This is a genomic window from Streptomyces sp. NPDC040610, assembly GCF_055594065.1.
In genome coordinates this window covers 17230-38601 of the sequence record NZ_JBVIXA010000022.1, presented here as the reverse complement: position 1 = coordinate 38601, position 21372 = coordinate 17230, and the positions used below count along the sequence as shown (strand labels likewise).

Genomic DNA, 21372 nt, shown 5'->3' with positions numbered 1-21372 from the left:
GCCCGACGGCCCAAGTCGTCCCATACGCCCCGGGGGGAACCCGTGTCCGCCATACCGAAGCACCGAAGGCCCAGGCGCCGCGCCACCCGCGTCCTCGCCGTCGCGGCGGGCATCGCCACCGTGGGGGCGCTCGCCGTCGCCCTGCCCGCGAGCGCGGGGCAGGACGCGCGGGACGGCGCAGCGGCCAAGGACAAGAAGCGCACGGTCGACGTGCAGTTGCTGTCCTTCAACGACTTCCACGGCAACCTCCAGGCGCCCGCGGGCTCCTCGGGCCAGGTCACCGAGAAGCAGCCGGACGGGACCGAGAAGAAGATCGACGCGGGCGGCGCCGAGTACCTGGCGACGTCCCTGCGCACGGCCCGCAAGGGCCACCCGTACTCCGTCACCGCCGCGGCCGGCGACCTCATCGGCGGCAGCCCGCTGCTCTCGGGGCTCTTCCACGACGAGCCGACCGTCGAGGCCCTGAACAAGATGGACCTCGACGTCTCCAGCGTCGGCAACCACGAGTTCGACGAGGGCGCGCAGGAACTGGCGCGCATCCAGAACGGCGGCTGCCACCCCAAGGACGGCTGCTACGAGAAGGACAAGCACGGCAAGCCGAAGAAGTTCAAGGGCGCCGACTTCCCCTACCTCACGGCGAACGTCACCAAGGAGAAGACCGGCAAGCCCCTCCTCAAGCCCTACTCGGTGTGGAAGCACAAGGGCGTGAAGATCGGCTTCATCGGGCTGACCCTGGAGGGCACCCCGGACATCGTCTCGGCCGACGGCATCAAGGGCCTGAAGTTCCACGACGAGGTCGAGACGATCAACAAGTACGCGAAGATCCTCGACAAGCAGGGCGTGAAGTCGATCGTCACGCTCATCCACGAGGGAGGCTCCCCGGCGAGCCAGGCGTACAACTACAACTGTGACTCCCCGGGCGCGGGCGACGGCATCTCCGGCCCGATCACCGCGATCGCCAAGGCCGCCTCGCCCAAGGTCGACGCGTTCGTGACCGGCCACACCCACCAGGCGTACGTCTGCACCATCCCGGACCCCTCCGGCAAGCCGCGCATGGTCACATCGGCGTCCTCGTACGGAAAGCTCTACACGGACACCACGCTGACGTACGACCGCCGTACCAAGGACATCGTCCGCACCAGCGTGAAGTCGGCGAACCACGTCGTCAGCCGTACGCAGCGCAAGGCCCGCGACATGAAGCGCCTCATCCGCCGCTGGGACAAGCTGGCCGCGCCCATCGCCAGCAAGCCCGTCGGCTACATCTCCGGCGACATCCCCGGCCGCGGCGCCACCTCGCCCGAGTCCCCGCTCGGCGACCTGATCTCCGACGCGCAGCTCGCGCACGCCAAGTCCCTGGACCCCAAGGCGAGCCTGGCCCTGATGAACCCGGGCGGCATCCGCTCCGACCTCGTCCACAAGGCGAGCGGCAGTGAGGGCGACGGGGTCGTGACGTACGGCGAGGCGTTCACCGTGCAGCCGTTCAGCAACACCGTGAACCTCGTCGACCTCACCGGCGCGCAGCTCCTGACCGCGCTGCGGCAGCAGGTCAGCGGCCCGAACGAGGCCTCGCCGAAGATCCTCCAGGTCTCGGACGGATTCACGTACACACTCGACATGACGAAGTCCGGCGCCGACCGGATCGTCACCGACTCCGTGAAGCTGAACGGCAAGGCGCTCGATGTGAACGCCACCTACCGCGTCGCCCTGAACTCCTTCCTCGCGGGCGGCGGCGACGGCTTCGCCGAACTCGGCAAGGGCGCCAAGCCGCTGGTCGGCGCGGACGACCTGAAGGCGCTCAACGACTACTTCGCCGCCAACTCCTCGGCGGACAAGCCGATCGCGCCGCCGAAGGCGGACCGCATTACCGTTGTGAAGTAGCTCTCCGGCGAACGAGCTTGGGGTGGGGTGTGAACGTATGGTGAGATCATCTGATGCGTTCCCCCCACCGCATGGCCGTTTCTGATCCGTCCCACGCCGAACCGCACGAAGAGACATCCCCCCACAATCCGTACGAAGAGCTCGGCGCCCTCGCGCCCGGCCCCCTGGAGGACTTCCTCCGGGAGGACCCCGACGACGAGAACGCCGCCGACGCTCCCTGGCAGCCGCCCAACCACCGGCGCGGCAGCCGTCGGCGCCGCAACCGGTTCGCCGGGCTCCCGCTGGCCGCGAAGGCCGTCGTCGCCCTCGCCGTCGCCGCCGCGTTCCTGGTCCTCGCCGACCGCTGGGCCCTGCTCTACGCCGAGCACGAGGCCGCCGACAAGCTCAAGGACCAGCTGGACCTGAGCGCGGCCCCCGAAGTCGACATCGAGGGCTTCCCCTTCCTCACCCAGGTCTTCGACCAGCGCCTGGACGAGGTGAAGGTGACCGTCCCCGACGTCGCCGCCGACCGGGTCTCCCTCGCGAAGGTCTCCGCGACCGCCACCGACGTGACCATGAAGGGCGACGGCCCCACCTCCCTGACCGGCGCCGTCATCGGCCGCATGCGCGGCGAGGTGCTCCTCTCCTTCGACGACCTCAACCGTGAACTGGGCGCCTCCCAGGTCACCTTCACCGGTCACGGCCGCGACAAGGTGTACGCCCGCGGCACCCTGCCCGTCGCCGGGCACGACCTGAAGGTCCGCGCCGACGCCCGCATCGAGCGCAACGGCGAGCGCGGTGTCGCCACCGACATCGACCGGATGCGTCTCGACATCGGTGACATGGCGACCTACCGGCCCGGCGCGCGGGAGTCCGAGGGGCTGCACCTCAGCCGCACGGGCGCCCGCCGCGTGGCCGACGAGTCGTCCCAGGCCAAGGCCCTGCTCGCGGTGCCCGAGATCGCCCGGCGGCTGGGGGTGCCGGACGACGCCGTGCGGAAGGCTCTGCGCAGCGACGCCAAGCTCAACGACGTCACCGGGTCGCCGGAGTTCGTCGACGACGTGATGCGGTTGAACCTGATCGATGTGGCGGCTGGGCACCCCGCCCTCCTGAAGCGGCTCGGGCTCGACCCCGCCCTGCTCAAGGGCCTGGACGACCTCACCCGGCCCGTCCTCGTCGACCGCCTGTCCCTGTCCTTCCAACTGCCGAGGCTGCCGGGGGAGGGTGCCATGCGGCTCCAGGGCGTGAAGGTGGAGAAGGACGGGATCCGGGTGGGGGTCGAGGGCTACGGGATCGGGTTCGGGACGTAGGCCCTGCGGGGCATTCCCCAGTCCCACCCCTTCCCGAACCCGGGGGCTGCGCCCCCGGACCCCCGCTGATCGGCGCTCCGCGCCTCGTCCTCAAACGCCGGACGGGCTGAAAGAGGGTGGGTGTCCCGTGCGGGTGGGACGGGCCTCCGCCGGATCGGCGCTCCGCGCCTCGTCCTCAAATGCCGGACGGGCTAGACAGTTGCTGCTGGTTGGCCCGGAAGGTGCAGGGTCGGGCCCCGGTAACCCGCCCGGAGTCGCCTGTCGTGTGTCACCACGATCAGCGTCCCCTCGTACGTCGCGAGTGCCGCCTCCAGGTCCTCCACCAGGGCGGGCGAGACGTGGTTCGTCGGCTCGTCCAGGAGGAGCAGGTCGTACGGGCGTGTGACCAGGCGGGCCAGTTCGAGGCGGCGGCGCTGGCCCGTGGACAGGGTGCCGACCGGGCGGCGCAGGTCCGCCTCCCGGAACAGGCCGAGCGCGAGCAGCTCATCGCCCCGGTCCTCGCCGAAGGCGGCGAGCAGTGAACGTGCGTCCTCCGCGGGGGACAAGGGCGCCGCGACCTGCCGCAGCAGCCCGACCCGGGCGGGCCGTCGCACGCTGGCGCCCGGCCCGGGCTCGACCTCGCCCGCGAGGACCCGCAGCAGCGTGGACTTGCCCGCGCCGTTGGGCCCGGTCACGAGCAGCCGCCCGCCGGCCGGGACGCGCAGGGAGTCCAGGGCGAGCCGCCCCGGCACCCGCAGGTCGGCCACCTCGACCGCGCCGTCGGCCGTCCCCGCGATGCCCGCGTCGAACCGAAGGGGCTGGGGCGGCGCGGACACCGGGTTCTCCGTCAGACGGCCGAGGCGTTCGCGGGCGTTGCGGATGCGGCTCATCGCGCCGTGCGCCCGTGACCGGGCGCGGAAGGCGCCCGCGCCGCTGAAGGCCGCGGGGGCCTTGCGGGGGATCGCGTCGAGGCGTCCGATGCCGGAGTCGGCGAGCCGGGACTGGCGGGCCACCTCGGCGCGCCACTCCTCGTACTCCCGTTCCTGGCGGGCGCGTTCGGCGGCCTTGGCGGTCAGATAGCCCGCGTACCCGTCGCCGTAGCGGCGCACGGATCGGGTGACATGGTCGACCTCCAGGATGGTGTCGGTGACGCGGTCCAGGAAGGTCCGGTCGTGGGTGACGGCGACGAGGGTGCCGCGGTGGGCGCGCAGCCGCTCCTCCAGCCAGGCCACGGCCTCGTCGTCGAGGTCGTTGGTCGGCTCGTCGAGCAGCAGCAGTTCGGGGGCGGCGGCGAGGGTCGCGGCCAGGGCGAGCCGGGAGCGCTGCCCGCCGGAGAGCGTGCCGAGGCGCCGCGAGCGGTCGAGGCCGGTGTGCTCGCCGAGGTGCCGCAGTGCGATGTCGACGCGCCGGTCGGCGCCGTAGCCGCCGCGCGCCTCGAAGCGGGCGACGAGCGCGGCGTAGGCGTCGTACGCGGCCGGGGCGGCGCCGTCCAGGTCCGCGCCCGCGGCCTGGATGCGGCGCTCCAGGGACCGCAGTTCGGCGAGCGCGAGGTCGACGGCGTCGCCGACGCGTGCGGAGTCCGGCAGGTCAAGGGTCTGGGCGAGGTGCCCGGTGCCGCCCGGGGCGACGACGGTGACGGTGCCGTTGTCGGCCCGCTCCCGCCCGGCGAGCAGCCGCAGCAGCGTGGACTTGCCCGAGCCGTTGTCCCCGATGACACCGGCCTTCTCGCCGGGCCGGACGGTGAGCCGGACGCGATCGAGGACGAGGTGGTCGGCGTAGCGCTTGGTGACGTCGGTGAGGGTGAGCTGGGAGAGGGGGGTGGCGGAGGTGGCGGGTGCTGCTGGGGCACGGAACAAGTGGGGCTTCTTTCGCAGGCGACAGTGGATCATGCGAGGCGAGACGTCTCGTCTCGTTTCGCGATGCGCCCACCATAGCCCCCGCCTCGCGGTAACGCAAGACGCAGCGTCTCGTCAGTGGGGGATGCCCTTCGAGGGACCGCTCCTCACGGCGCCGCGGGCGGCGGCGTCCCCGCCCCCGGCAGCCGCACCCTGGCCACCGTGCCGCCACCGTCCGCGGGCCCGAGCGCGACCTCGCCGCCCGCCTGCCGCACGGTCCGCGCCACGATGGACAGGCCGAGCCCGGAGCCCGGCAGGCTGCGGGCGGTGGGGGAGCGCCAGAAGCGGTCGAAGACGTACGGCAGCTCGTCGGCGGGGATGCCGGGCCCGTGGTCACGTACCGTCAACTCGCCGCTCTTGAGCCCGACTTCGATGGCCGTGCCCGCGGGGCCGAACTTCACCGCGTTGTCGAGGACGTTCACGATGGCCCGCTCCAGGGCCGCGGGCTCAGCGCGTACGAACCACGGGGTGAGGTCGGCCTCGAAGGTCAGCTCGGGGCCGCGCAGCCGGGCCCGCTCCAGGGCCGCGTCCACGATCTCGTGCAGGGCGACCACCTGCACCTTGCCGCCGCCCTGGGCCGCGTCGGGACGGGACAGCTCCTGGAGGTCGCCGATGAGCGCGGCCAGCTCGGTCATCTGGGCCTTGACGGAGGCGAGGAGGGCACGGCGGTCGTCGGGCGGGATGGCCCGCCCGGTCTCCTCGCTGCGGGCGAGCAGTTCGATGTTGGTGCGCAGCGAGGTGAGCGGCGTCCGCAGCTCGTGTCCCGCGTCGGCGATGAGCTGCTGCTGGAGGTCGCGGGACGAGGCCAGGGCGGAGGTCATCGCGTTGAAGGACCGGGAGAGCCGGGCGATCTCGTCGTCGCTGTCGTCGTCGGCGGGCAGCCGCAGGTTCAGGTCCTCGGTGCGGGCGACGTGCTCGACGGCGGCGGTGAGTTCGTCGACGGGGCGCAGGCCGGTGCGGGCCACCCAGAGCCCGGCGGCGCCCGCGCCGAGGACGCCCACACCGGCGACGAGGGAGAGGACGAGGACGAGGTTGTTGAGGGTGTCGTTGACCTCGTCGAGGGGGCGGGCCACGGAGACGGCGAGGGACGTGCCCTGCAAGGGGTAGGTGAAGACCCGGTACTTGACGCCGTTGGCCGCGTGGGTGTCGTGGTAGGTCTGCGGCGACTCCTGGCGGGCGACGTCGATGTCGGACCCGCTGATGTCGATCCGCTGCCGCCCCATGATGACGCAGCTGGTGCCGTCCGAGGCGACGACCTGGATGGTCTGCTTGTACAGGTCCGGGTTGTTCGGGAAGGTGCGCAGACACTCCCCGCTCCTGGTGTTGACCTGCTGGATGACGTCGGAGTCCAGCGGGCGATTGCTCCGCAGCGCGTCGTCCAACGAGCTGACCAGCACGTTCCGTACGACGAACCAGCACGCCACCGCGGCCGCCGCGACCGCCACCGCGACCGCCGTCGCGACGAGCAGGGCGAGCCGGGAGCGCAGCGGGAGTGCGCGGAAGCGGCGGACGAACCGGTTCACACGCCGCCGCCGGATCCCGAGGCGTCGGCGCGCAGCACGTACCCCACGCCCCGCACCGTGTGCACGAGACGCGGCTCGCCGCCCGCCTCCGTCTTCCGCCGCAGATACATCACGTACACATCGAGGGAGTTGGAGGACGGCTCGAAGTCGAAGCCCCACACCGCCTTCAGGATCTGCTCGCGCGTCAGGACCTGGCGGGGGTGTGCCAGGAACATCTCCAGGAGCGTGAACTCCGTACGGGTCAGCTCCACCGTGCGCGAGCCGCGCGTGACCTCGCGGGTCGCCAGGTCCATGCGGAGGTCGGCGAAGGTCAGGCCCTCGTCCTCCGCCGCGGTCCGGTCCGACGCCGTCGCGTAGGTGCTGCGGCGCAGCAGGGCGCGGATCCGCGCGAACAGCTCGTCCAGCTCGAACGGCTTGACCAGGTAGTCGTCCGCCCCCGCGTCCAGGCCCGTCACCCGGTCGCCGACCGTGTCCCGCGCGGTCAGCATCAGGATCGGTGTCGTCGAACCGGCCGACCGCAGCCTGCGCGCGGCCGTCAGGCCGTCCATCCGGGGCATCTGGATGTCCAGTACGACCAGGTCGGGGCGGTAGGCCGCGGCCTTCTCCAGCGCGTCGGCGCCGTCCACGGCGACCTCCGTGCCGTAGCCCTCGAACGCGAGGCTGCGCTGCAGGGCCTCGCGCACGGCCGGCTCGTCGTCCACGATCAGGATGCGCTGCTGGGGGTGCGAATCGCCTTCGGCGGGGGTCATGGGGGGGTCGGCCTTCTCGTGGGTGTGGACGGGGTCGGTATCAGCGTCGCATGGGGGTGGGGGTGGGCCCTGCGGGGCATTCCCCAACCCCGCCCCTTCCCGATCCTGGGGCTCCGCCCCAGACCCCGCTCCTCAAACGCCGGAGGGGCTGAAAATCTCGCCGGCGCAGCCGGCTTCCAGCCCGCCCCGGCAAAGTTTTAGCCCGTCCGGCGTTTGAGGACGAGGCGCGGAGCGCCGATACGGGGTCCGGGGCGGAGCCCCGGTTTCGGGAAGGGGCGGGATTGGGGAAAGCCCCGCCAGGGCTCACCCGTCCGCCCCGGCCCGCAGCTTCCCCAGGTCGGCCTTGACCGTGTTGATGGGGATGGCGAATCCAAGCCCCACGCTCCCCGACTCGGACCCCCCACCGGCCCCCGACCCGGAACCCGCCGAGTACATGGCCGAGTTGATCCCGACGATGTTCCCGTCCATGTCGATGAGCGCACCCCCGGAGTTCCCGGGGTTGAGCGACGCGTCGGTCTGCAACGCCTTGTACGTCGTCTTCGAAGACCCCGTGTCCCCGTTGAACTGCTCCCCACCGAACTCGAACGGCCACCCCTCCCCGGGCCCCTGGCCCTGCCCCTGCCCCCGCCCGGGATCGGCGGAGACGGTCACGTCCCGGTCGAGCGCGGAGACGATGCCGCTGGTGACGGTCCCGGTCAGCCCCTCGGGCGAGCCGATGGCGACGACTTCCTGCCCGACCTGTACGTCGTCGGAGTCACCGAGGTTCGCGGCCTTCAGCCCGGACGCCCCCTCCAGCTTGATCAGCGCGAGGTCCTTCTTGCTGTCGGTGCCGACGGTCCTGGCCTTGTAGGTCTTGCCGTCGCTGGTCCGGACGGTGATGTCGGTGGCGCCGGAGATGACGTGGTTGTTGGTGACGATCTCGCCGCCGGAGGTGATGATCACGCCGGACCCGGTGGACTTGCCGGACCCGGTGGTGGCGTTGATCTCGACGATGCTGGGGGAGACGGCGGCGGCGACCCCGGCGACGGTGCCCTTGCTGCCGGCGGAGACGCTGGTCCCGTTGATGTTCCGCGCACCCCCGCTGCCGCTGTCGTCACCGGTCAGCGTCTGGAAGGCGTACGCGGTACCACCACCGACGGCCGCGGCGGCGAGGGCGACGGCGGCGAGGAGGGCGACGGGGCCGCGGGCCCGCCGACGGCCGGAGTGGGCGGGCCCGGCCGGGGTGGGCTCGAAGCCGGGCAGCGGCGGATAGCCGGGCTGCTGCGGGGCCGCTGAGGCGTGCGGGGCCGAGGGGGCCTGCGGGTGCGGGCCGGACGGGTTCTCATCGCTCTGGCGGAAGGGTTCTGTCATGTCTCCGATCGTGTTCCCACCACATGAGAGCCCTCTGAGGACGCCCTGAGAACCCCGACAGAACCGCGTTTGCCCGATATAAAGAAGCCGCACCCACGCCACGAAGACGCCGCGCACGCCCACGAAATCGCCGTGCGTACCCCTGCGAAACCGCCGCGCGCCCCCTCAGGGACCAGCCGCAGCTAAGCCCCGGCCGCAGCCTCACACCCGCACGACTGCCGCACCACAAGCCGCGAAGGAAACACCTTCAGCCGCTCCCGCCGCGACCCGGCCACCCGCAGCCCGTCGTCGAGGACCAGGTCGACCGCCGCGCGGGCCATCGCCGGGCGGTCGGAGGCGACGGTGGTGAGGGGCGGGTCGGTGAGCCCGGCCTCCTTGACGTCGTCGAATCCGGCGACGGCCAGCTCGCCGGGCACGTCGATGCGCAGCTCGCGGGCGGCCCGCAGGATGCCGATGGCCTGGTCGTCCGTGGAGCAGAAGATCGCGGTGGGGCGGTCGGGGCGGGAGAGGAAGCCGAGGGCGAGCTGGTAGGCGTCGTAGCGGTTGTAGGGGGCCTCGAAGAGGCGGCCCTCGACCGGGAGACCGGCCTCGCGCATGGCGCGCCGCCAGCCCTCGACGTGGTCGGAGACGGGGTCGCCGACGGTCGGGGTCTCGGCGGTGCCGCCGACGCAGGCCACGTACGCGTGCCCGTGTTCGAGCAGGTGCCGGGTGGCGAGCTGGGCGCCGCCCACGTCGTCCGTGACGACGGCGACGTCGTCGATGGCCTCGGGCCGCTCGTGCAGGAGCACCACGCGCGCGTCCCAGGCGTCGATCTCGGCGGCGGCCTGGTCGGTCAGGCCGTGGCTGACGAGGATCAGTCCGGAGACCCGCATGCCGAGGAAGGCGCGCAGATAGTGCGTCTCACGTTCTTCGACGTAGTCGGAGTTGCCGACGAGCACCATTTTTCCGCGCTCGGACGCGGCCTGCTCGACGGCGTGGGTCATCTCCGCGAAGAACGGCTGCCGCGCGTCCGGCACGATCATGCCTATGAGGTCCGTGCGCCGGGACGCCATGGCCTGGGCGACCCGGTCCGGGCGGTAGCCCAGCTCCTTGATCGCGGCGAGTACGCGCTCGCGCGTGGCCGGGGCGACCGGCCGGGGTCCGTTGTTGATGACGTAGCTCACGACCGCGGTCGAAGTACCCGCCAGTCGCGCCACATCGTCCCGCGTCACCTTGGCCACGCGCGCAGTCTACGCGGATGGACTCAACCCTGAGCAGGGCGTGCGACGGCTTCCTTCGCCCGTTCGGCGGCTGCCTGCGGCGCCCGCCCCGCGGCGGGCTTCGCGGCGCCCGCCCCGGCGCCGTCGGAGTCGCCCGTGCGCGCCGTCCGCTCGGCCTTCTCCGCGCTGTCCCGCGCCGCCTTCTCGGACCGCTCGGGCTTCTCGGGGACGACGAAGCGGTAGCCGACGTTGCGCACGGTGCCGATCAGCGACTCGTGCTCGACGCCGAGCTTGGCCCGCAGCCGGCGTACGTGCACGTCGACCGTCCGCGTACCGCCGAAGTAGTCGTAGCCCCAGACCTCCTGAAGCAGCTGGGCGCGGGTGAAGACCCGGCCCGGGTGCTGCGCGAGGTACTTGATCAGCTCGAACTCCTTGAAGGTCAGGTCGAGGACCCGGCCCTTCAGCTTCGCGCTGTACGTCGCCTCGTCCACGGACAGGTCGCCGCCCCTGATCTCCATGGGGGAGTCGTCGGCGGTGATCTGCTGGCGGCCCATGGCCAGGCGCAGGCGCGCCTCGACCTCGGCGGGGCCCGCCGTGTCCAGGAGCACGTCGTCGATGCCCCAGTCCGCGGTGACGGCGGCGAGGCCGCCCTCGGTGACGACGAGGATCAGCGGACAGCCGGGTCCGGTGGAGCGCAGGAGCTGGCAGAGGCTGCGGACCTGGGGCAGGTCGCGCCGCCCGTCGATCAGGATGACGTCGGCACCGGGGGTGTCGACGAGCGCCGGGCCCTCGGCGGGGGCGACCCGCACCTGGTGAAGGAGCAGGCCGAGGGCGGGAAGCACCTCCGTCGACGGCTGGAGGGCGTTGGTCAGGAGCAGCAGAGAACTCATCGCGGCCCACCTGCCTGGGTCGTCCGCCGGTTCTTCTGACTGTCGTGCACGTTTCGCTCGCCCATTACGTCGGTTCCTCCTCGGTCCCTGCGAGGACGTATGGCACTGCTTCGTACGTATGGCTCTCGTATGACACTGCTTCGTACGGTTGATACACCTCCCGCGCCCTGGGAAGCGGCCGTGCGCGCCGTTCTTGAGGCTTCGTTTACGGGGCCTTGGTGAGCCTCGTGCGCGAGTCCGCCGGAAAGCACGAAAGGACCCGGGGGCTGCGCTGCCCGGATCCTCTGCGCAGCAGAATAGCCCACATGAGTTCCGGTCCGGCAGGTCAATCGGCGCGATCTTCTGTGCGGCCGATCACTCGCGTTCAACCGCGCGCCACGTCGCGTTCCACGCTTCTTACCGCGGACGGGGTGCGCATCGAAGCCGCGTACGACCCCGGTCCCGGGCCGGTCGGCGGGCCCGCGATCGTGCTCGCGCACGGCTTCTCGGGGGATCTCGGGCGGCCGCACGTGCGCCGGGCCGCGAGGGTGTTCGCGCAGCGTGCGGCCGTGATCACGTTCTCGTTCCGGGGGCACGGCGGGTCCGGTGGGCGCTCCACGGTCGGCGACCGCGAGGTGCTCGACCTCGCGGCGGCCGTGGCGTGGGCGCGCTCGCTCGGGCACACGCGCGTGGTCACGGTCGGTTTCTCCATGGGCGGCTCCGTGGTGCTGCGGCACGCCGCGCTGCACGGGGGGCGCACGGAAGCGCGCGTCGACGCGGTCGTGTCGGTCAGCGCACCGGCCCGGTGGTTCTACCGGGGTACGGCGCCGATGCGGCGGCTGCACTGGGTGGTGACGCGGCGGGCGGGGCGGCTCGTCGGGCGGCTCGGTCTGCGCACCCGGATCCACCCGCACGAGTGGGACCCCGTCCCGCCCTCGCCGACGGAGTCCGTGCCGCTCATCGCCCCGACCCCGCTCCTGATCGTGCACGGCGACCAGGACCCGTACTTCCCCGTCGACCACCCCCGGATGCTGGCCGCCGCCGCGGGCGGGGCGGCCGAGCTGTGGCTGGAACCCGGCATGGGGCACGCGGAGCACGCGGCGGACGACGAACTCCTTGGGCGGATCGGCGCCTGGGCCACGGCATCATGGACGTCGGCAACCGCCGAGTGACTTGAGCGAAAGGAGGGGGCATGGCATCCGGGACGATTCGGTACTGGGCCGCCGCCAAGGCCGCCGCGGGGATCGCCGAGGAGCCGTACGCCGAGGCCACGCTGGCCGAGGCGCTCAGCGCGGCCCGTGCGCGACACCCCGGAGAACTCGACCGCGTGCTGCGGCGCTGCTCGTTCCTCATCGACGGCGACCCCGTCGGTACCCGCGCCCATGAGACGGTACGGCTTGCCGAGGGCGGCACGGTCGAGGTGCTCCCGCCGTTCGCAGGAGGATGACCCGTACGCGATGAGCAACGAACCGTACGACCCTTATCAGCAGTACCCACAGCAGCCGCACCCGCAGGCCCAGCCCCAGCAGTACCAGGGCCAGCAGCCGTACGACCCGCAGTACGGGCAGTACCCGCAGGCGCCCGCCGCCCAGCAGGGGTATCCGCAGGGGCAGGGCGAGTGGGGGTATCAGGAGCCCTACGCGCAGCAGCAGTACGCCACGCAGCAGTGGGAGGGGCAGACCTGGGAGACCCAGGTGTCGGCCCCGCTGCCCGCCGTCGACGTGACCGAGACCGCGTACCTGCCGCCGCAGGCCTACGCGGAGCCGCCGCATGCGTACCAGGCGCAGGCGCCCGGGCCGGACTACCCGGGGTCGCACCAGCAGGAGCCCGGCACCGGGGCTGTGCCCGCGGCCGGGCACGCCCCCGTGGACGAGCCCGAAGCCGGCCCCGACGCCGCCGGGTACGGCCCCGCCACCGTCACCGGCAACCCCCGCATCACCGACGCCCAGCGGGCCAGGGCCGAAGGGCGGTCGCCGATCATAGAGCCGGGGATGCAGCCCGCGCTGCTCACGGCGCTGCTCGGGCTGCTGCTCGCCGGGGGCGCCGCGGCGGGGCAGTACGGGCTGCTCGTACCGCTGGTGATCCTGCAGGGTGTGACGGCCGCCGGATGGTTCCGGCTGAACGGGATGTGGCCCGCCCGGCAGGGCATCGCGCTCGCGTTCCTCGGCGGTGTCGCCGCCGACGTCGCGCTGCTCGCCACCGGCGAGGGCAACGCCCCGGCCGCGATCCTCGGCACCCTCGGCGTGTGGGTGCTGCTCGTCCTGGTGCTGCAGCTGCGCAGCCGCGCCGGTGCCGACGAGCGGATGGCCGGGCTCATGGCCACCCTCGCCTCCAGCGCGCTCGCGATCATCGCGGCCGGGCACCTGGCCGCCGTGGACGACGCCGCGACCGTCGGCGGGGTCGCCGTCGCCGCGGCCGTGCTGGCCCGCGCGCTGCCGCTGCCGACGCCCGCGTCGGTGGTCGTGGCGCTGCTCGCGGCGGCCGGAGCGGGCATCGCGGTCGGCGGGGCCACCACCCTGTTCGACGGCGCCTCCGGCGCGGGCGGCAGCGAGGGCGCCCTGCTCGGGCTCGCCGCGGGCGTCTGCGCCGTGATCGGGCACCGGGTCGCCTCCTACGACTACCCGTCGCGGTTCGTGCACTTCACGGCCGGTGTCGCCCTGCCGCTCGCGGCCGCCGCGCCCGCCGTGTACCTGCTGGGGCGCGCCCTCGGCTGAGTCCGTGCGGGAGCTGCCCGCAGCGTCACAGTCGATCGACAGGTCCCCGGCCGGGCACAGCGGCCGGGGATCCGTCCTTTAGGCTCGCGGCAACGGAACAGCCGAGGCGGGGGACGGGGAACAGCAGGCATGAGCAAGCGCGCGATACGCATTCTTCTGATCGTCGTGGTGGTCCTCGGGGGCCTCTTCGTCGCCGCCGACCGGTTCGCGGTGTCCTTCGCGGAGAGCGAGGCGGCGGAGAAGATCAAGGCCCAGGAGGGCCTGAGCAGCACGCCCGACGTGTCCATCAAGGGCTTCCCGTTCCTCACCCAGGCCCTCGGCGGCAAGCTCGACGACGTCGAGATCGGCATCAAGGACTACGACGCCAAGTCCGACGGCGACACGATCCGCATCGCGAACCTCAACGCCACCGCGCACGGCCTCGACTTCTCCAGCGACTACAGCTCCGCCACCGCCGACTCCGCCGCGGGCGTCGCCCGGATCTCCTACGACGAGCTCCTGAAGGCCGCCAAGGCCGAGCCGGTGAAGCTGCCGCTCGGCGCCACCGGCGAGGTCGTCGGCCTCTCCGACGGCGGCGACGGCAAGGTCAAGGTCGAGGTCGAGGTCAGCAAGGGCGGCACGAAGCTCCCCAAGCCCGTGCACGTGCTCAGCTCCCTGAGCGTCGAGGGCGACACGATCAAGGTGCACGCCGACACGATCCCGGACAGTCTCGAAGTGCTCGGCGTGAAGATCCCGCTGCCCGAGGGCATCGCCCGTGACATCACCGACTTCGAGGAGAAGGTCACCGACCTGCCGGGCGGCATCAAGCTCGACACCGTGCAGGCGGCCCCCGACGGCGTGGACGTGGCCGTGAAGGGCGAGAACGTGGACCTGGTGTCCTGAGCCGCCGCCCCGGTAGTTGTCCGTAGTACGAGACGCGGGCGTCCGTCCCTCAGATGGTGGGCGGGCGCCCTCGGTGCGTCCGGGGCCCGGCGGACCCCGGCGACCGGCCGGAAAGTATTCACCTGACCACATCCTGGACGAAAACGTCTCAGTATCCGACACGCCGGTGACACGGCCACCCCTGCGTCCCTACGATCGGACGCATGCACCGACAGGCGGACCTCACGAAGCGGCGGGCAGTGGACCTGTGCCGCGTCGCCGCCATGCTCTGTCGCACTCTCTGAACCGGACCCTGAACTCCGGTGTTCCCCGGGCCTGTTGACCCCCTCACGGTCACCAGCGCCACCCGTGCCGTATGACCGGCGCCTCCCCGCGTACCCATACGCGCACTTCCCCGCGCAACCCGTGTCATCCCCGCCGCAACTGCCCCGAACTGCCCCGGAGGAGAACAGCATGAGCCGCAGCGACGTCCTGGTAGACGCCGACTGGGTCGAGGCCCACATCGACGACCCGAAGGTCGTGATCGTCGAGGTGGACGAGGACACCTCGGCGTACGACAAGAACCACATCAAGAACGCGATCCGGATCGACTGGACCAAGGACCTCCAGGACCCGGTCCGCCGCGACTTCATCGACCAGGAGGGCTTCGAGAAGCTGCTCTCCGCCAAGGGCATCGCGAACGACTCCACCGTCGTCCTCTACGGCGGCAACAACAACTGGTTCGCCTCCTACGCCTTCTGGTACTTCAAGCTCTACGGCCACCAGGACGTGAAGCTCCTCGACGGCGGCCGCAAGAAGTGGGAGCTGGACTCCCGCGACCTGGTCGACGGAGCGCAGGTGCCGCAGCGCGCCGCCACGTCGTACCGGGCCAAGGCCCAGGACACCTCGATCCGCGCCTTCCGTGACGACGTCGTCGCCGCGATCGGCTCGAAGAACCTCGTCGATGTCCGCTCGCCCGACGAGTTCTCCGGCAAGCTGCTCGCCCCGGCCCACCTCCCGCAGGAGCAGTCGCAGCGCCCCGGCCACGTGCCGAGCGCCCGCAACATCCCGTGGTCGAAGAACGCCAACGACGACGGCACCTTCAAGTCCGACGACGAGCTGAAGGCCCTCTACGAGGACGAGCAGGTCGACCTCGCGAAGGACACCATCGCGTACTGCCGCATCGGCGAGCGCTCCGCCCTGACCTGGTTCGTCCTGCACGAGCTGCTCGGCCAGGAGAACGTCAAGAACTACGACGGCTCCTGGACCGAGTACGGCTCCCTCGTGGGCGTGCCGATCGAGCTCGGCGCCAACAAGTAAGCCCCGACCTTCCCTCATCCCCAGGAGTACCCATGTGTGGAGCCAAGGCCGGCGGCCCTGACGCCTCGACGATCAAGCCCGGTGAGACCACCATCCAGGGCCAGGTGACCCGCGACGGCGAGCCCGTCACCGGTTACGTCCGCCTGCTGGACTCGACCGGCGAGTTCACCGCGGAGGTGCCCACCTCCGCCACGGGACAGTTCCGCTTCTACGCGGCCGAGGGCACGTGGACCGTACGGGCCCTGGTGCCCGGCGGCTCGGCGGACCGCACGGTCGTCGCGCAGACGGGCGGCCTCGCGGAGGTCGCGATCGCTGTCTGAGCAAGCGGGCCGAGGGGCCGCACCCAGGGGTTGGACGCCACGGGGTGCGGCCCTCGGTCGTGCTAGCGGCGGCGCTTGCCGTCGAGCTCGTCCCACCACTCGTCGGACTTCGGGTCCCCCGAGGGGTCGTCCCACCAGCGGTCCTCGGGACCGCGCCGGTTCGCCACCATGGCGGCCACCGGGGGGATCACCATCGCCACGACGCACATCCCGACGGCGACCGGAATCGACCACAGCCGCACAACACCCCAGGCCAGGACGAACAGGGCCAGGCACGTGCCCATCATGGCGAAGTACACATGGCGCCTTCGCGCGTACATACGTCCAGCGTACGGCCGACCTCGCAGAGAGGGGCAGGGCGCGCACGGCTAGAGTGGGATGCGGCTCTGTACCGCCCTACATACCGCTCACCAAGGAGCTTCCGTGCTTGAGGCCTTCTTCTCCGCTCTCCTTGTCCTGGTCTGCGTCGGCGTCCTCGCCTTCGCGGGTCTGACCGTGAAGAAGCTGTACCAGGGCCAGCGCTGACCGCACCCCCCCACCGAGAGACTCCTGAGCACCCCATGATCGAGATCCCGTCCGACCTGCACCGCGACCTCGTCCCCCTCGCCTGGCTCCTGGGCAACTGGGCCGGCGCGGGCGTCACCGACTTCCCCGGCTCCGCCAAGGCGAATTTCGGCCAGGAAGTCTCCTTCTCGCACGACGGGCGGGACTTCCTGGAGTACCAGTCGCACACCTGGGTGCTCGACGCCGAAGGCAACAAGGTCGAGCCGCTGGAGTCCGAGTCGGGCTTCTGGCGCATCGACGAGCAGCGCAAGGTCGAGACCGTCATGGTCCGCCAGGACGGCGTCGTCGAGGTCTGGTACGGCGAGCTGGCCGACCAGAAGCCGCAGATCGACCTGGCCACCGACGCCGTCGCCCGCACCGCCGCCTCCGGCCCGTACAGCGGCGGCAAGCGGCTTTACGGCTATGTGAAGGGCGACCTGATGTGGGTCGGCGAGAAGCAGACCCCCGAGGTGCCGCTGCGGCCGTACATGTCCGCGCAGCTCAAGAAGGTCGTCTCGCCCGAGGACGTCGCCGAGATGGCGCGCAACCTGGGCGACCTGCCCGACGACGGCATCGCTTTCTTCAAGTAGGCCTAGACTTCACGGTGTGGTCAGCACCGACTCCGACTGGAAGAGCGACCTGCGGCAGCGCGGATACCGCCTGACGCCGCAGCGCCAGCTCGTGCTCGAAGCCGTGGACACACTGGAGCACGCGACCCCCGACGACATCCTCTCCGAGGTCCGCAAGACGGCGTCGGGGGTCAACATCTCCACCGTCTACCGCACCCTGGAGCTCCTGGAGGAGCTGGGCCTGGTCAGCCACGCCCACCTCGGCCACGGCGCCCCCACGTACCACCTCGCGGACCGCCACCACCACATCCACCTGGTGTGCCGGGACTGTACGCACGTCATCGAGGCCGACCTGGACGTGGCCGCCGAGTTCACCGCGAAGCTGCGGGGGATGTTCGGGTTCGACACGGACATGAAGCACTTCGCGATCTTCGGGCGCTGCGAGAAGTGCGCCGCGGCCGCCGCCGCGGACTCCGGTGATCGGGAACCGGCCGACCGGGCAGCCGCGGAATAAGCTCCCCGGTCCTCGGGTCGTAGTCTTTGTGAACATGAAGAGCCCCCTGCTTTCGCTGCCCGGCGCCGTCCCCGCCGAGGGCGTGGACGAAGGTGTCGCCGCCCACTACGGCGACCTGTTCCGCGAGCAGCGTGCCCTCGCCGACGGCACCGGACTCGTCGACCTCTCCCACCGCGGCGTCGTCACCGTCACCGGTGCCGACCGGCTGAGCTGGCTGCACCTGCTGCTCACCCAGCACGTCAGCGACCTCCCGGCGGGCCGTGCCACCGAAGCGCTGATCCTCTCCGCCAACGGGCACATCGAGCACGCCCTCTACCTCGTCGACGACGGCGAGACGATGTGGGCGCACGTCGAGCCCGGCACGCAGGACGCGCTCATCGCGTACCTGGAGAGCATGAAGTTCTTCTACCGCGTCGAGGTCGCCGACCGCACCGCCGACATCGCCGTGGTGCACCTGCCCGCCGGGTCCATCGCGGCCGTCCCCGAGGGCGCCGCCGTCCGCGAGACGCCGCACGGCCGGGACGTCTTCCTGCCGCGCGCGGACCTCTCCTCCTACGCCGAGGCGCACGGACCCGTCGCCGGGCTCCTCGCCTACGAGGCGCTCCGCGTCGAGCACCACCGGCCGCGGCTCGCCTTCGAGACCGACCACCGGACCATTCCGCACGAGCTGGGCTGGATCGGCAGCGCCGTCCACCTCCAGAAGGGGTGCTACCGCGGGCAGGAGACCGTCGCCCGCGTCCAGAACCTCGGCAAGCCGCCGCGGCGCCTCGTCTTCCTCCACCTCGACGGCAGCGAGGTGCACCTGCCGGTGCACGGCACGCCCCTCCACCTCGCCGCGGACGGCCCCGAGGGCCGCAAGCTCGGCTTCATCACCACGTCCGTACGCCACCACGAGCTCGGGCCCATCGCCCTCGCCCTCATCAAGCGCAACGTCCCCGTCGACGCGGAACTCCTGGCCGGCACGACGGCCGCCGCCCAGGAAACGGTGGTCGAACCCTGACCTCGGGTCCCGGGCGCCCCGGCGGCACGGTGGAGCGGGTCAGATGTCCAGGAGGACGGTGAAGGGGCCGTCGTTCGTGAGGCCCACGCGCATGTGGGCTCCGAAGCGGCCCGTGGACACCGTGGCGCCGAGGGCGCGGAGCCGCGAGACCACTTCGTCGACGAGCGGCTCGGCCACATCGCCGGGGGCGGCCGCGTTCCAGGTGGGGCGGCGGCCCTTGCGCGCGTCGCCGTAGAGGGTGAACTGGCTGATCACGAGGAGCGGCGCGCCGACGTCCGAGCAGGACTTCTCGTCCGCGAGGATCCGCAGGGACCACAGCTTGCGGGCGAGCTGCCCGGCCTTCTCCTTCGTGTCGGAGTGCGTGACACCGACCAGCACGCACAGCCCTTCACCGACGATCTCCCCGACCGTCTCCCCGTCCACGACGACACTCGCGCCGTCCACCCTCTGCACCACCGCACGCATGGCGCCCATCATGCCCTGCGCGCACGCGCCGTCCGCGCGCCGGTCCAGAACCCCCCATCCGGGGCCGATTGGGGGCACTCACGCACAGAGCGACCACTCGGGGTGGCACGATGCTCACACGCGGTGTACCGCGCCGGCTGAGGGGACGGTAGAGCCACATGAGCACACCCAGTACGCCCAGTATGCCCAGCACGCCATGGTCGCCCGGGGCGTCATGGCCGTCGGGGGCGAGACACCCGGGCGGGACGGCAGGGATGGGCGGGACAGCGGGCATGGGCGGGACAGTGGGGGCAGCAGGGGCACCAGGGGCAGTGGGAGCAGCGGGGATGGTGGGCATGGCCGGGGCCGCCGAGGCGGGCGGCGCGGGCGGTGCGGCGGGCATCGGCGGCACCCACGTCCCGCGCCCCCCGGTCCAGCGCACCGACAGCCCCGTCCTGCCCGACGTGCCCGCGCACGACCTGACCGCCCTGCGCCTGCCGGAGCTGCGCGAGCTGCGCCGCTCCACACAGCAGGACGAGGCGGATCTGAGCTACGTACGACGGCTGCTGCAGGGCCGTATCGACATCCTGCGGGCGGAGACGGCGCGCCGCAGGGTCCCGCGCGCGGTGGGCCGGGGTCCGGAGGCCGCCGCCGGGGCGGAGTCGCCGCTGGTCGTGGACCGGCTCCCGGAGATCCTCACGGACGGCCCGGCCCGGCACCGCTCGTCGGCCCGCCATGTGACGCTCGGCACCCCGCACAGCGAGGAGTACCGGCGCCTGGCCGCCGAGATGCTCGCCGACGTGGAGCTGTCCGACCTGGTGGCCCGCACGGACGAGGAGCTGCACGCGGCGATGGGCCGTCTCGTCCGTTATGAACAGCAGGTTTCCCGGCGGCGTCAGGAGATGCAGCGGACGACGGACGATTGCAGTGCGGAGATCGCCCGCAGGTACCGTGAAGGAGAAGCACAAGTAGACGACCTGCTCGCGTGACCTGCCGGCCCCGGTGGGCGCCGCCGCCCCGCCGGGCCCGGTGACCCCGCAGGACCCGGTGGCCGCCGTCGGCCGTGATCCCGGTGGACGTCCGCGCGCGGCGCCCGCCGAGATCCCGTGATCGTGGTGGACGCCGTGTCCGGTACGGCCGCCGTGATCCTCGGGTCCGGCGTTCCCGTGGGCGGTCCGTCGCACCGCCCGCACCCGGAAGGCCGAAGATGCCGAAGACGACGCCGCCGTCCGCCGTCACCAGTTCCCCCGTCATACCCCCGGTCCTCGCCGAGGTCGTCCGGTCGGGCTTCGTCGAGGGCCACCACCGCGGCAGCCTCGTGCTGCTCGGGGCCGACGGCGATGTGCAGCTCGCGCTCGGCGATGTGACGGCCCCCGTCTTCCCGCGCTCCACCAACAAGCCGATGCAGGCGGCGGCGGTGCTGCGGGCCGGTCTCGACCTGTCCGGCGAGCGCCTGGCCCTGGCCGCCGCCAGCCACTCCGGAGAAACGTTCCACCGGGATCTCGTGCTGAAGATGCTGGCCGAGCACGGGCTGACCCCCGCCGAGCTGCAGTGCCCCGCCGATCTGCCGCTCGACCCCGAGGAGGCCGAGACCTATCTGGCCTCGGGAGCCGTCCGCGACCGGGTCACGATGAACTGCTCCGGCAAGCACGCCGCGATGCTCGCCGTCTGCGCCCTAAACGGCTGGCCCAAGGAGAGCTATCTCGACCCCGGGCACCCCCTCCAGCGCCTGATCCACGACGGCATCGAGGCGGCCGCGGGCGAGCCCGTCGCCGCCGTCGGCACGGACGGCTGCGGCGCGCCCCTGATGGCCATCTCCCTGACCGGCCTCGCCCGCGCCTACCGGCACTTCGTCCTCGCCCCCGAGGGCAGCCCCGAGCGCCGGGTCGCCGACGCCATGCGGGCCCACCCCGAGTACGTCGCCGGTACCCGGCGCCCCGACACCTGGCTGATGCGGGAGGTGCCCGGCGCGCTGTCGAAGATGGGCGCCGAGGCCGTCCAGGCGGTCGCGCTTCCCGACGGCCGGGCCCTCGCCTTCAAGATCGACGACGGCTCGACGCGGGTACTCGGCCCGGTCCTGGCCCGCGCCCTGCGCCTGCTCGGCACCGACGCCCCGATCCTGGACCGGATCGGCAGGGCGCCGCTGCTCGGGGCGGGGCGTGAGGTGGGGGAGATCCGGGCGGTGATCTGAGGCCGGGCGGCGGCCGTCCCGTACGGGGACGTGCCCTCCTGAACGGTTCGGCGGGGTGGTTCCCCCCCCCGTTGGCCCCCCCCCCCCCCCCTTCTGGCCCCGTCCTTGCGTTTTTGGGGGGTTCTGGTGGTCCCTTTCCCCCATTTGGCGACTTTCCACACCCCC

Annotated in this window: 22 protein-coding genes; 14 read left to right on the top strand and 8 right to left on the bottom strand. The window is 72.2% G+C overall.

Annotated elements, in window-relative coordinates; all coding sequences use genetic code 11:
* Window positions 1-42: 42 nt before the first annotated feature.
* Together ACZ6AA_RS39445 and ACZ6AA_RS39440 are read left to right on the top strand one after the other, a co-directional pair.
* Window positions 43-1878 (top strand): bifunctional metallophosphatase/5'-nucleotidase, encoded by a 1836-nt coding sequence (locus ACZ6AA_RS39445; protein ID WP_471463289.1) that lies wholly within the window; start codon window positions 43-45, stop codon window positions 1876-1878.
* A gap of 71 nt (window positions 1879-1949) precedes the next feature.
* The gene (locus ACZ6AA_RS39440) at window positions 1950-3167 is read left to right on the top strand and encodes an LmeA family phospholipid-binding protein (protein WP_468462010.1); all 1218 of its coding nucleotides are present in this window, start codon (window positions 1950-1952) and stop codon (window positions 3165-3167) included.
* Between the two features lie 191 nt (window positions 3168-3358).
* Here the strand turns inward: ACZ6AA_RS39440 and abc-f are convergent, their stop codons facing one another.
* From abc-f to ACZ6AA_RS39410, 6 genes are all read right to left on the bottom strand, one after another.
* The gene (gene abc-f / locus ACZ6AA_RS39435) at window positions 3359-5002 is read right to left on the bottom strand and encodes a ribosomal protection-like ABC-F family protein (RefSeq protein ID WP_471463287.1); all 1644 of its coding nucleotides are present in this window, start codon (window positions 5000-5002) and stop codon (window positions 3359-3361) included.
* A gap of 146 nt (window positions 5003-5148) precedes the next feature.
* The gene (locus ACZ6AA_RS39430) at window positions 5149-6564 is read right to left on the bottom strand and encodes a HAMP domain-containing sensor histidine kinase (protein ID WP_468462006.1); all 1416 of its coding nucleotides are present in this window, start codon (window positions 6562-6564) and stop codon (window positions 5149-5151) included.
* Entirely contained in the window at window positions 6561-7313 is a 753-nt protein-coding gene (locus ACZ6AA_RS39425) for a response regulator transcription factor (protein ID WP_468483995.1), read from the bottom strand. Before ACZ6AA_RS39425 ends, ACZ6AA_RS39430 begins: the two co-directional genes overlap by 4 nt.
* 303 nt (window positions 7314-7616) lie before the next feature.
* The gene (locus ACZ6AA_RS39420) at window positions 7617-8663 is read right to left on the bottom strand and encodes a S1C family serine protease (protein WP_471463285.1); all 1047 of its coding nucleotides are present in this window, start codon (window positions 8661-8663) and stop codon (window positions 7617-7619) included.
* A 182-nt stretch (window positions 8664-8845) separates the two neighbouring features.
* Window positions 8846-9883, bottom strand: a complete 1038-nt coding sequence (locus ACZ6AA_RS39415; RefSeq protein ID WP_468462000.1) for a LacI family DNA-binding transcriptional regulator — start codon at window positions 9881-9883, stop codon at window positions 8846-8848.
* Window positions 9884-9906: 23 nt separating this feature from the next.
* Entirely contained in the window at window positions 9907-10752 is an 846-nt protein-coding gene (locus ACZ6AA_RS39410; RefSeq protein WP_468461998.1) for a response regulator transcription factor, read from the bottom strand.
* 305 nt (window positions 10753-11057) lie between these two features.
* On the opposite strand from ACZ6AA_RS39410, the gene ACZ6AA_RS39405 reads away from it, so the two are divergent.
* The 7 genes from ACZ6AA_RS39405 (at window position 11058) to ACZ6AA_RS39375 (ending at window position 15946) form a co-directional block, all read left to right on the top strand.
* Window positions 11058-11903, top strand: a complete 846-nt coding sequence (locus tag ACZ6AA_RS39405; RefSeq protein ID WP_468461996.1) for an alpha/beta hydrolase family protein — start codon at window positions 11058-11060, stop codon at window positions 11901-11903.
* A gap of 20 nt (window positions 11904-11923) precedes the next feature.
* Window positions 11924-12178, top strand: coding sequence for a MoaD/ThiS family protein (locus ACZ6AA_RS39400; RefSeq protein WP_468461994.1), 255 nt, complete (start codon window positions 11924-11926; stop codon window positions 12176-12178).
* 10 nt (window positions 12179-12188) lie between these two features.
* Entirely contained in the window at window positions 12189-13445 is a 1257-nt protein-coding gene (locus ACZ6AA_RS39395; RefSeq protein ID WP_471463283.1) for a hypothetical protein, read from the top strand.
* Window positions 13446-13574: 129 nt separating this feature from the next.
* Window positions 13575-14327 carry an LmeA family phospholipid-binding protein gene (locus ACZ6AA_RS39390; protein WP_468461990.1) on the top strand — a complete coding sequence of 251 codons (753 nt, stop codon included), beginning with the start codon at window positions 13575-13577 and terminating at the stop codon, window positions 14325-14327.
* A 203-nt stretch (window positions 14328-14530) separates the two neighbouring features.
* Entirely contained in the window at window positions 14531-14611 is an 81-nt protein-coding gene (locus ACZ6AA_RS39385) for a putative leader peptide (RefSeq protein ID WP_352321565.1), read from the top strand.
* A 169-nt stretch (window positions 14612-14780) separates the two neighbouring features.
* Window positions 14781-15626: a sulfurtransferase gene (locus tag ACZ6AA_RS39380; RefSeq protein WP_468461988.1), complete on the top strand. Its 846-nt coding sequence runs from the start codon at window positions 14781-14783 to the stop codon at window positions 15624-15626.
* Window positions 15627-15658: 32 nt separating this feature from the next.
* Window positions 15659-15946 carry a DUF1416 domain-containing protein gene (locus ACZ6AA_RS39375; RefSeq protein WP_030362227.1) on the top strand — a complete coding sequence of 96 codons (288 nt, stop codon included), beginning with the start codon at window positions 15659-15661 and terminating at the stop codon, window positions 15944-15946.
* A 62-nt stretch (window positions 15947-16008) separates the two neighbouring features.
* On the opposite strand, the gene ACZ6AA_RS39370 is transcribed toward ACZ6AA_RS39375, so the two are convergent.
* Window positions 16009-16266: a DUF3099 domain-containing protein gene (locus ACZ6AA_RS39370; protein WP_164323439.1), complete on the bottom strand. Its 258-nt coding sequence runs from the start codon at window positions 16264-16266 to the stop codon at window positions 16009-16011.
* A 240-nt stretch (window positions 16267-16506) separates the two neighbouring features.
* Here ACZ6AA_RS39370 and ACZ6AA_RS39365 point away from each other — a divergent pair, with 240 nt between their 5' ends.
* The 3 genes from ACZ6AA_RS39365 to ygfZ are packed head-to-tail and all read left to right on the top strand — an operon-like array spanning window position 16507 to window position 18572.
* Window positions 16507-17079: a heme-binding beta-barrel domain-containing protein gene (locus tag ACZ6AA_RS39365; protein ID WP_468461986.1), complete on the top strand. Its 573-nt coding sequence runs from the start codon at window positions 16507-16509 to the stop codon at window positions 17077-17079.
* Window positions 17080-17095: 16 nt separating this feature from the next.
* Window positions 17096-17572 (top strand): Fur family transcriptional regulator, encoded by a 477-nt coding sequence (locus ACZ6AA_RS39360; protein ID WP_468461984.1) that lies wholly within the window; start codon window positions 17096-17098, stop codon window positions 17570-17572.
* Window positions 17573-17606: 34 nt separating this feature from the next.
* Window positions 17607-18572 (top strand): CAF17-like 4Fe-4S cluster assembly/insertion protein YgfZ, encoded by a 966-nt coding sequence (ygfZ, locus tag ACZ6AA_RS39355; protein ID WP_468461982.1) that lies wholly within the window; start codon window positions 17607-17609, stop codon window positions 18570-18572.
* Between the two features lie 39 nt (window positions 18573-18611).
* Here the strand turns inward: ygfZ and dtd are convergent, their stop codons facing one another.
* Window positions 18612-19037, bottom strand: coding sequence for a D-aminoacyl-tRNA deacylase (dtd, locus tag ACZ6AA_RS39350; RefSeq protein ID WP_468484000.1), 426 nt, complete (start codon window positions 19035-19037; stop codon window positions 18612-18614).
* A 335-nt stretch (window positions 19038-19372) separates the two neighbouring features.
* Between dtd and ACZ6AA_RS39345 the strand changes: the two genes are divergently transcribed.
* Together ACZ6AA_RS39345 and ACZ6AA_RS39340 are read left to right on the top strand one after the other, a co-directional pair.
* Complete coding sequence (locus ACZ6AA_RS39345; protein WP_468461978.1) at window positions 19373-20005, top strand: RsiG family protein; 633 nt, start codon at window positions 19373-19375, stop codon at window positions 20003-20005.
* Between the two features lie 218 nt (window positions 20006-20223).
* A complete protein-coding gene (locus tag ACZ6AA_RS39340) occupies window positions 20224-21207 on the top strand; it encodes an asparaginase (RefSeq protein WP_468461976.1) in 984 nt (327 codons plus the stop codon).
* Window positions 21208-21372 lie beyond the last annotated feature (165 nt).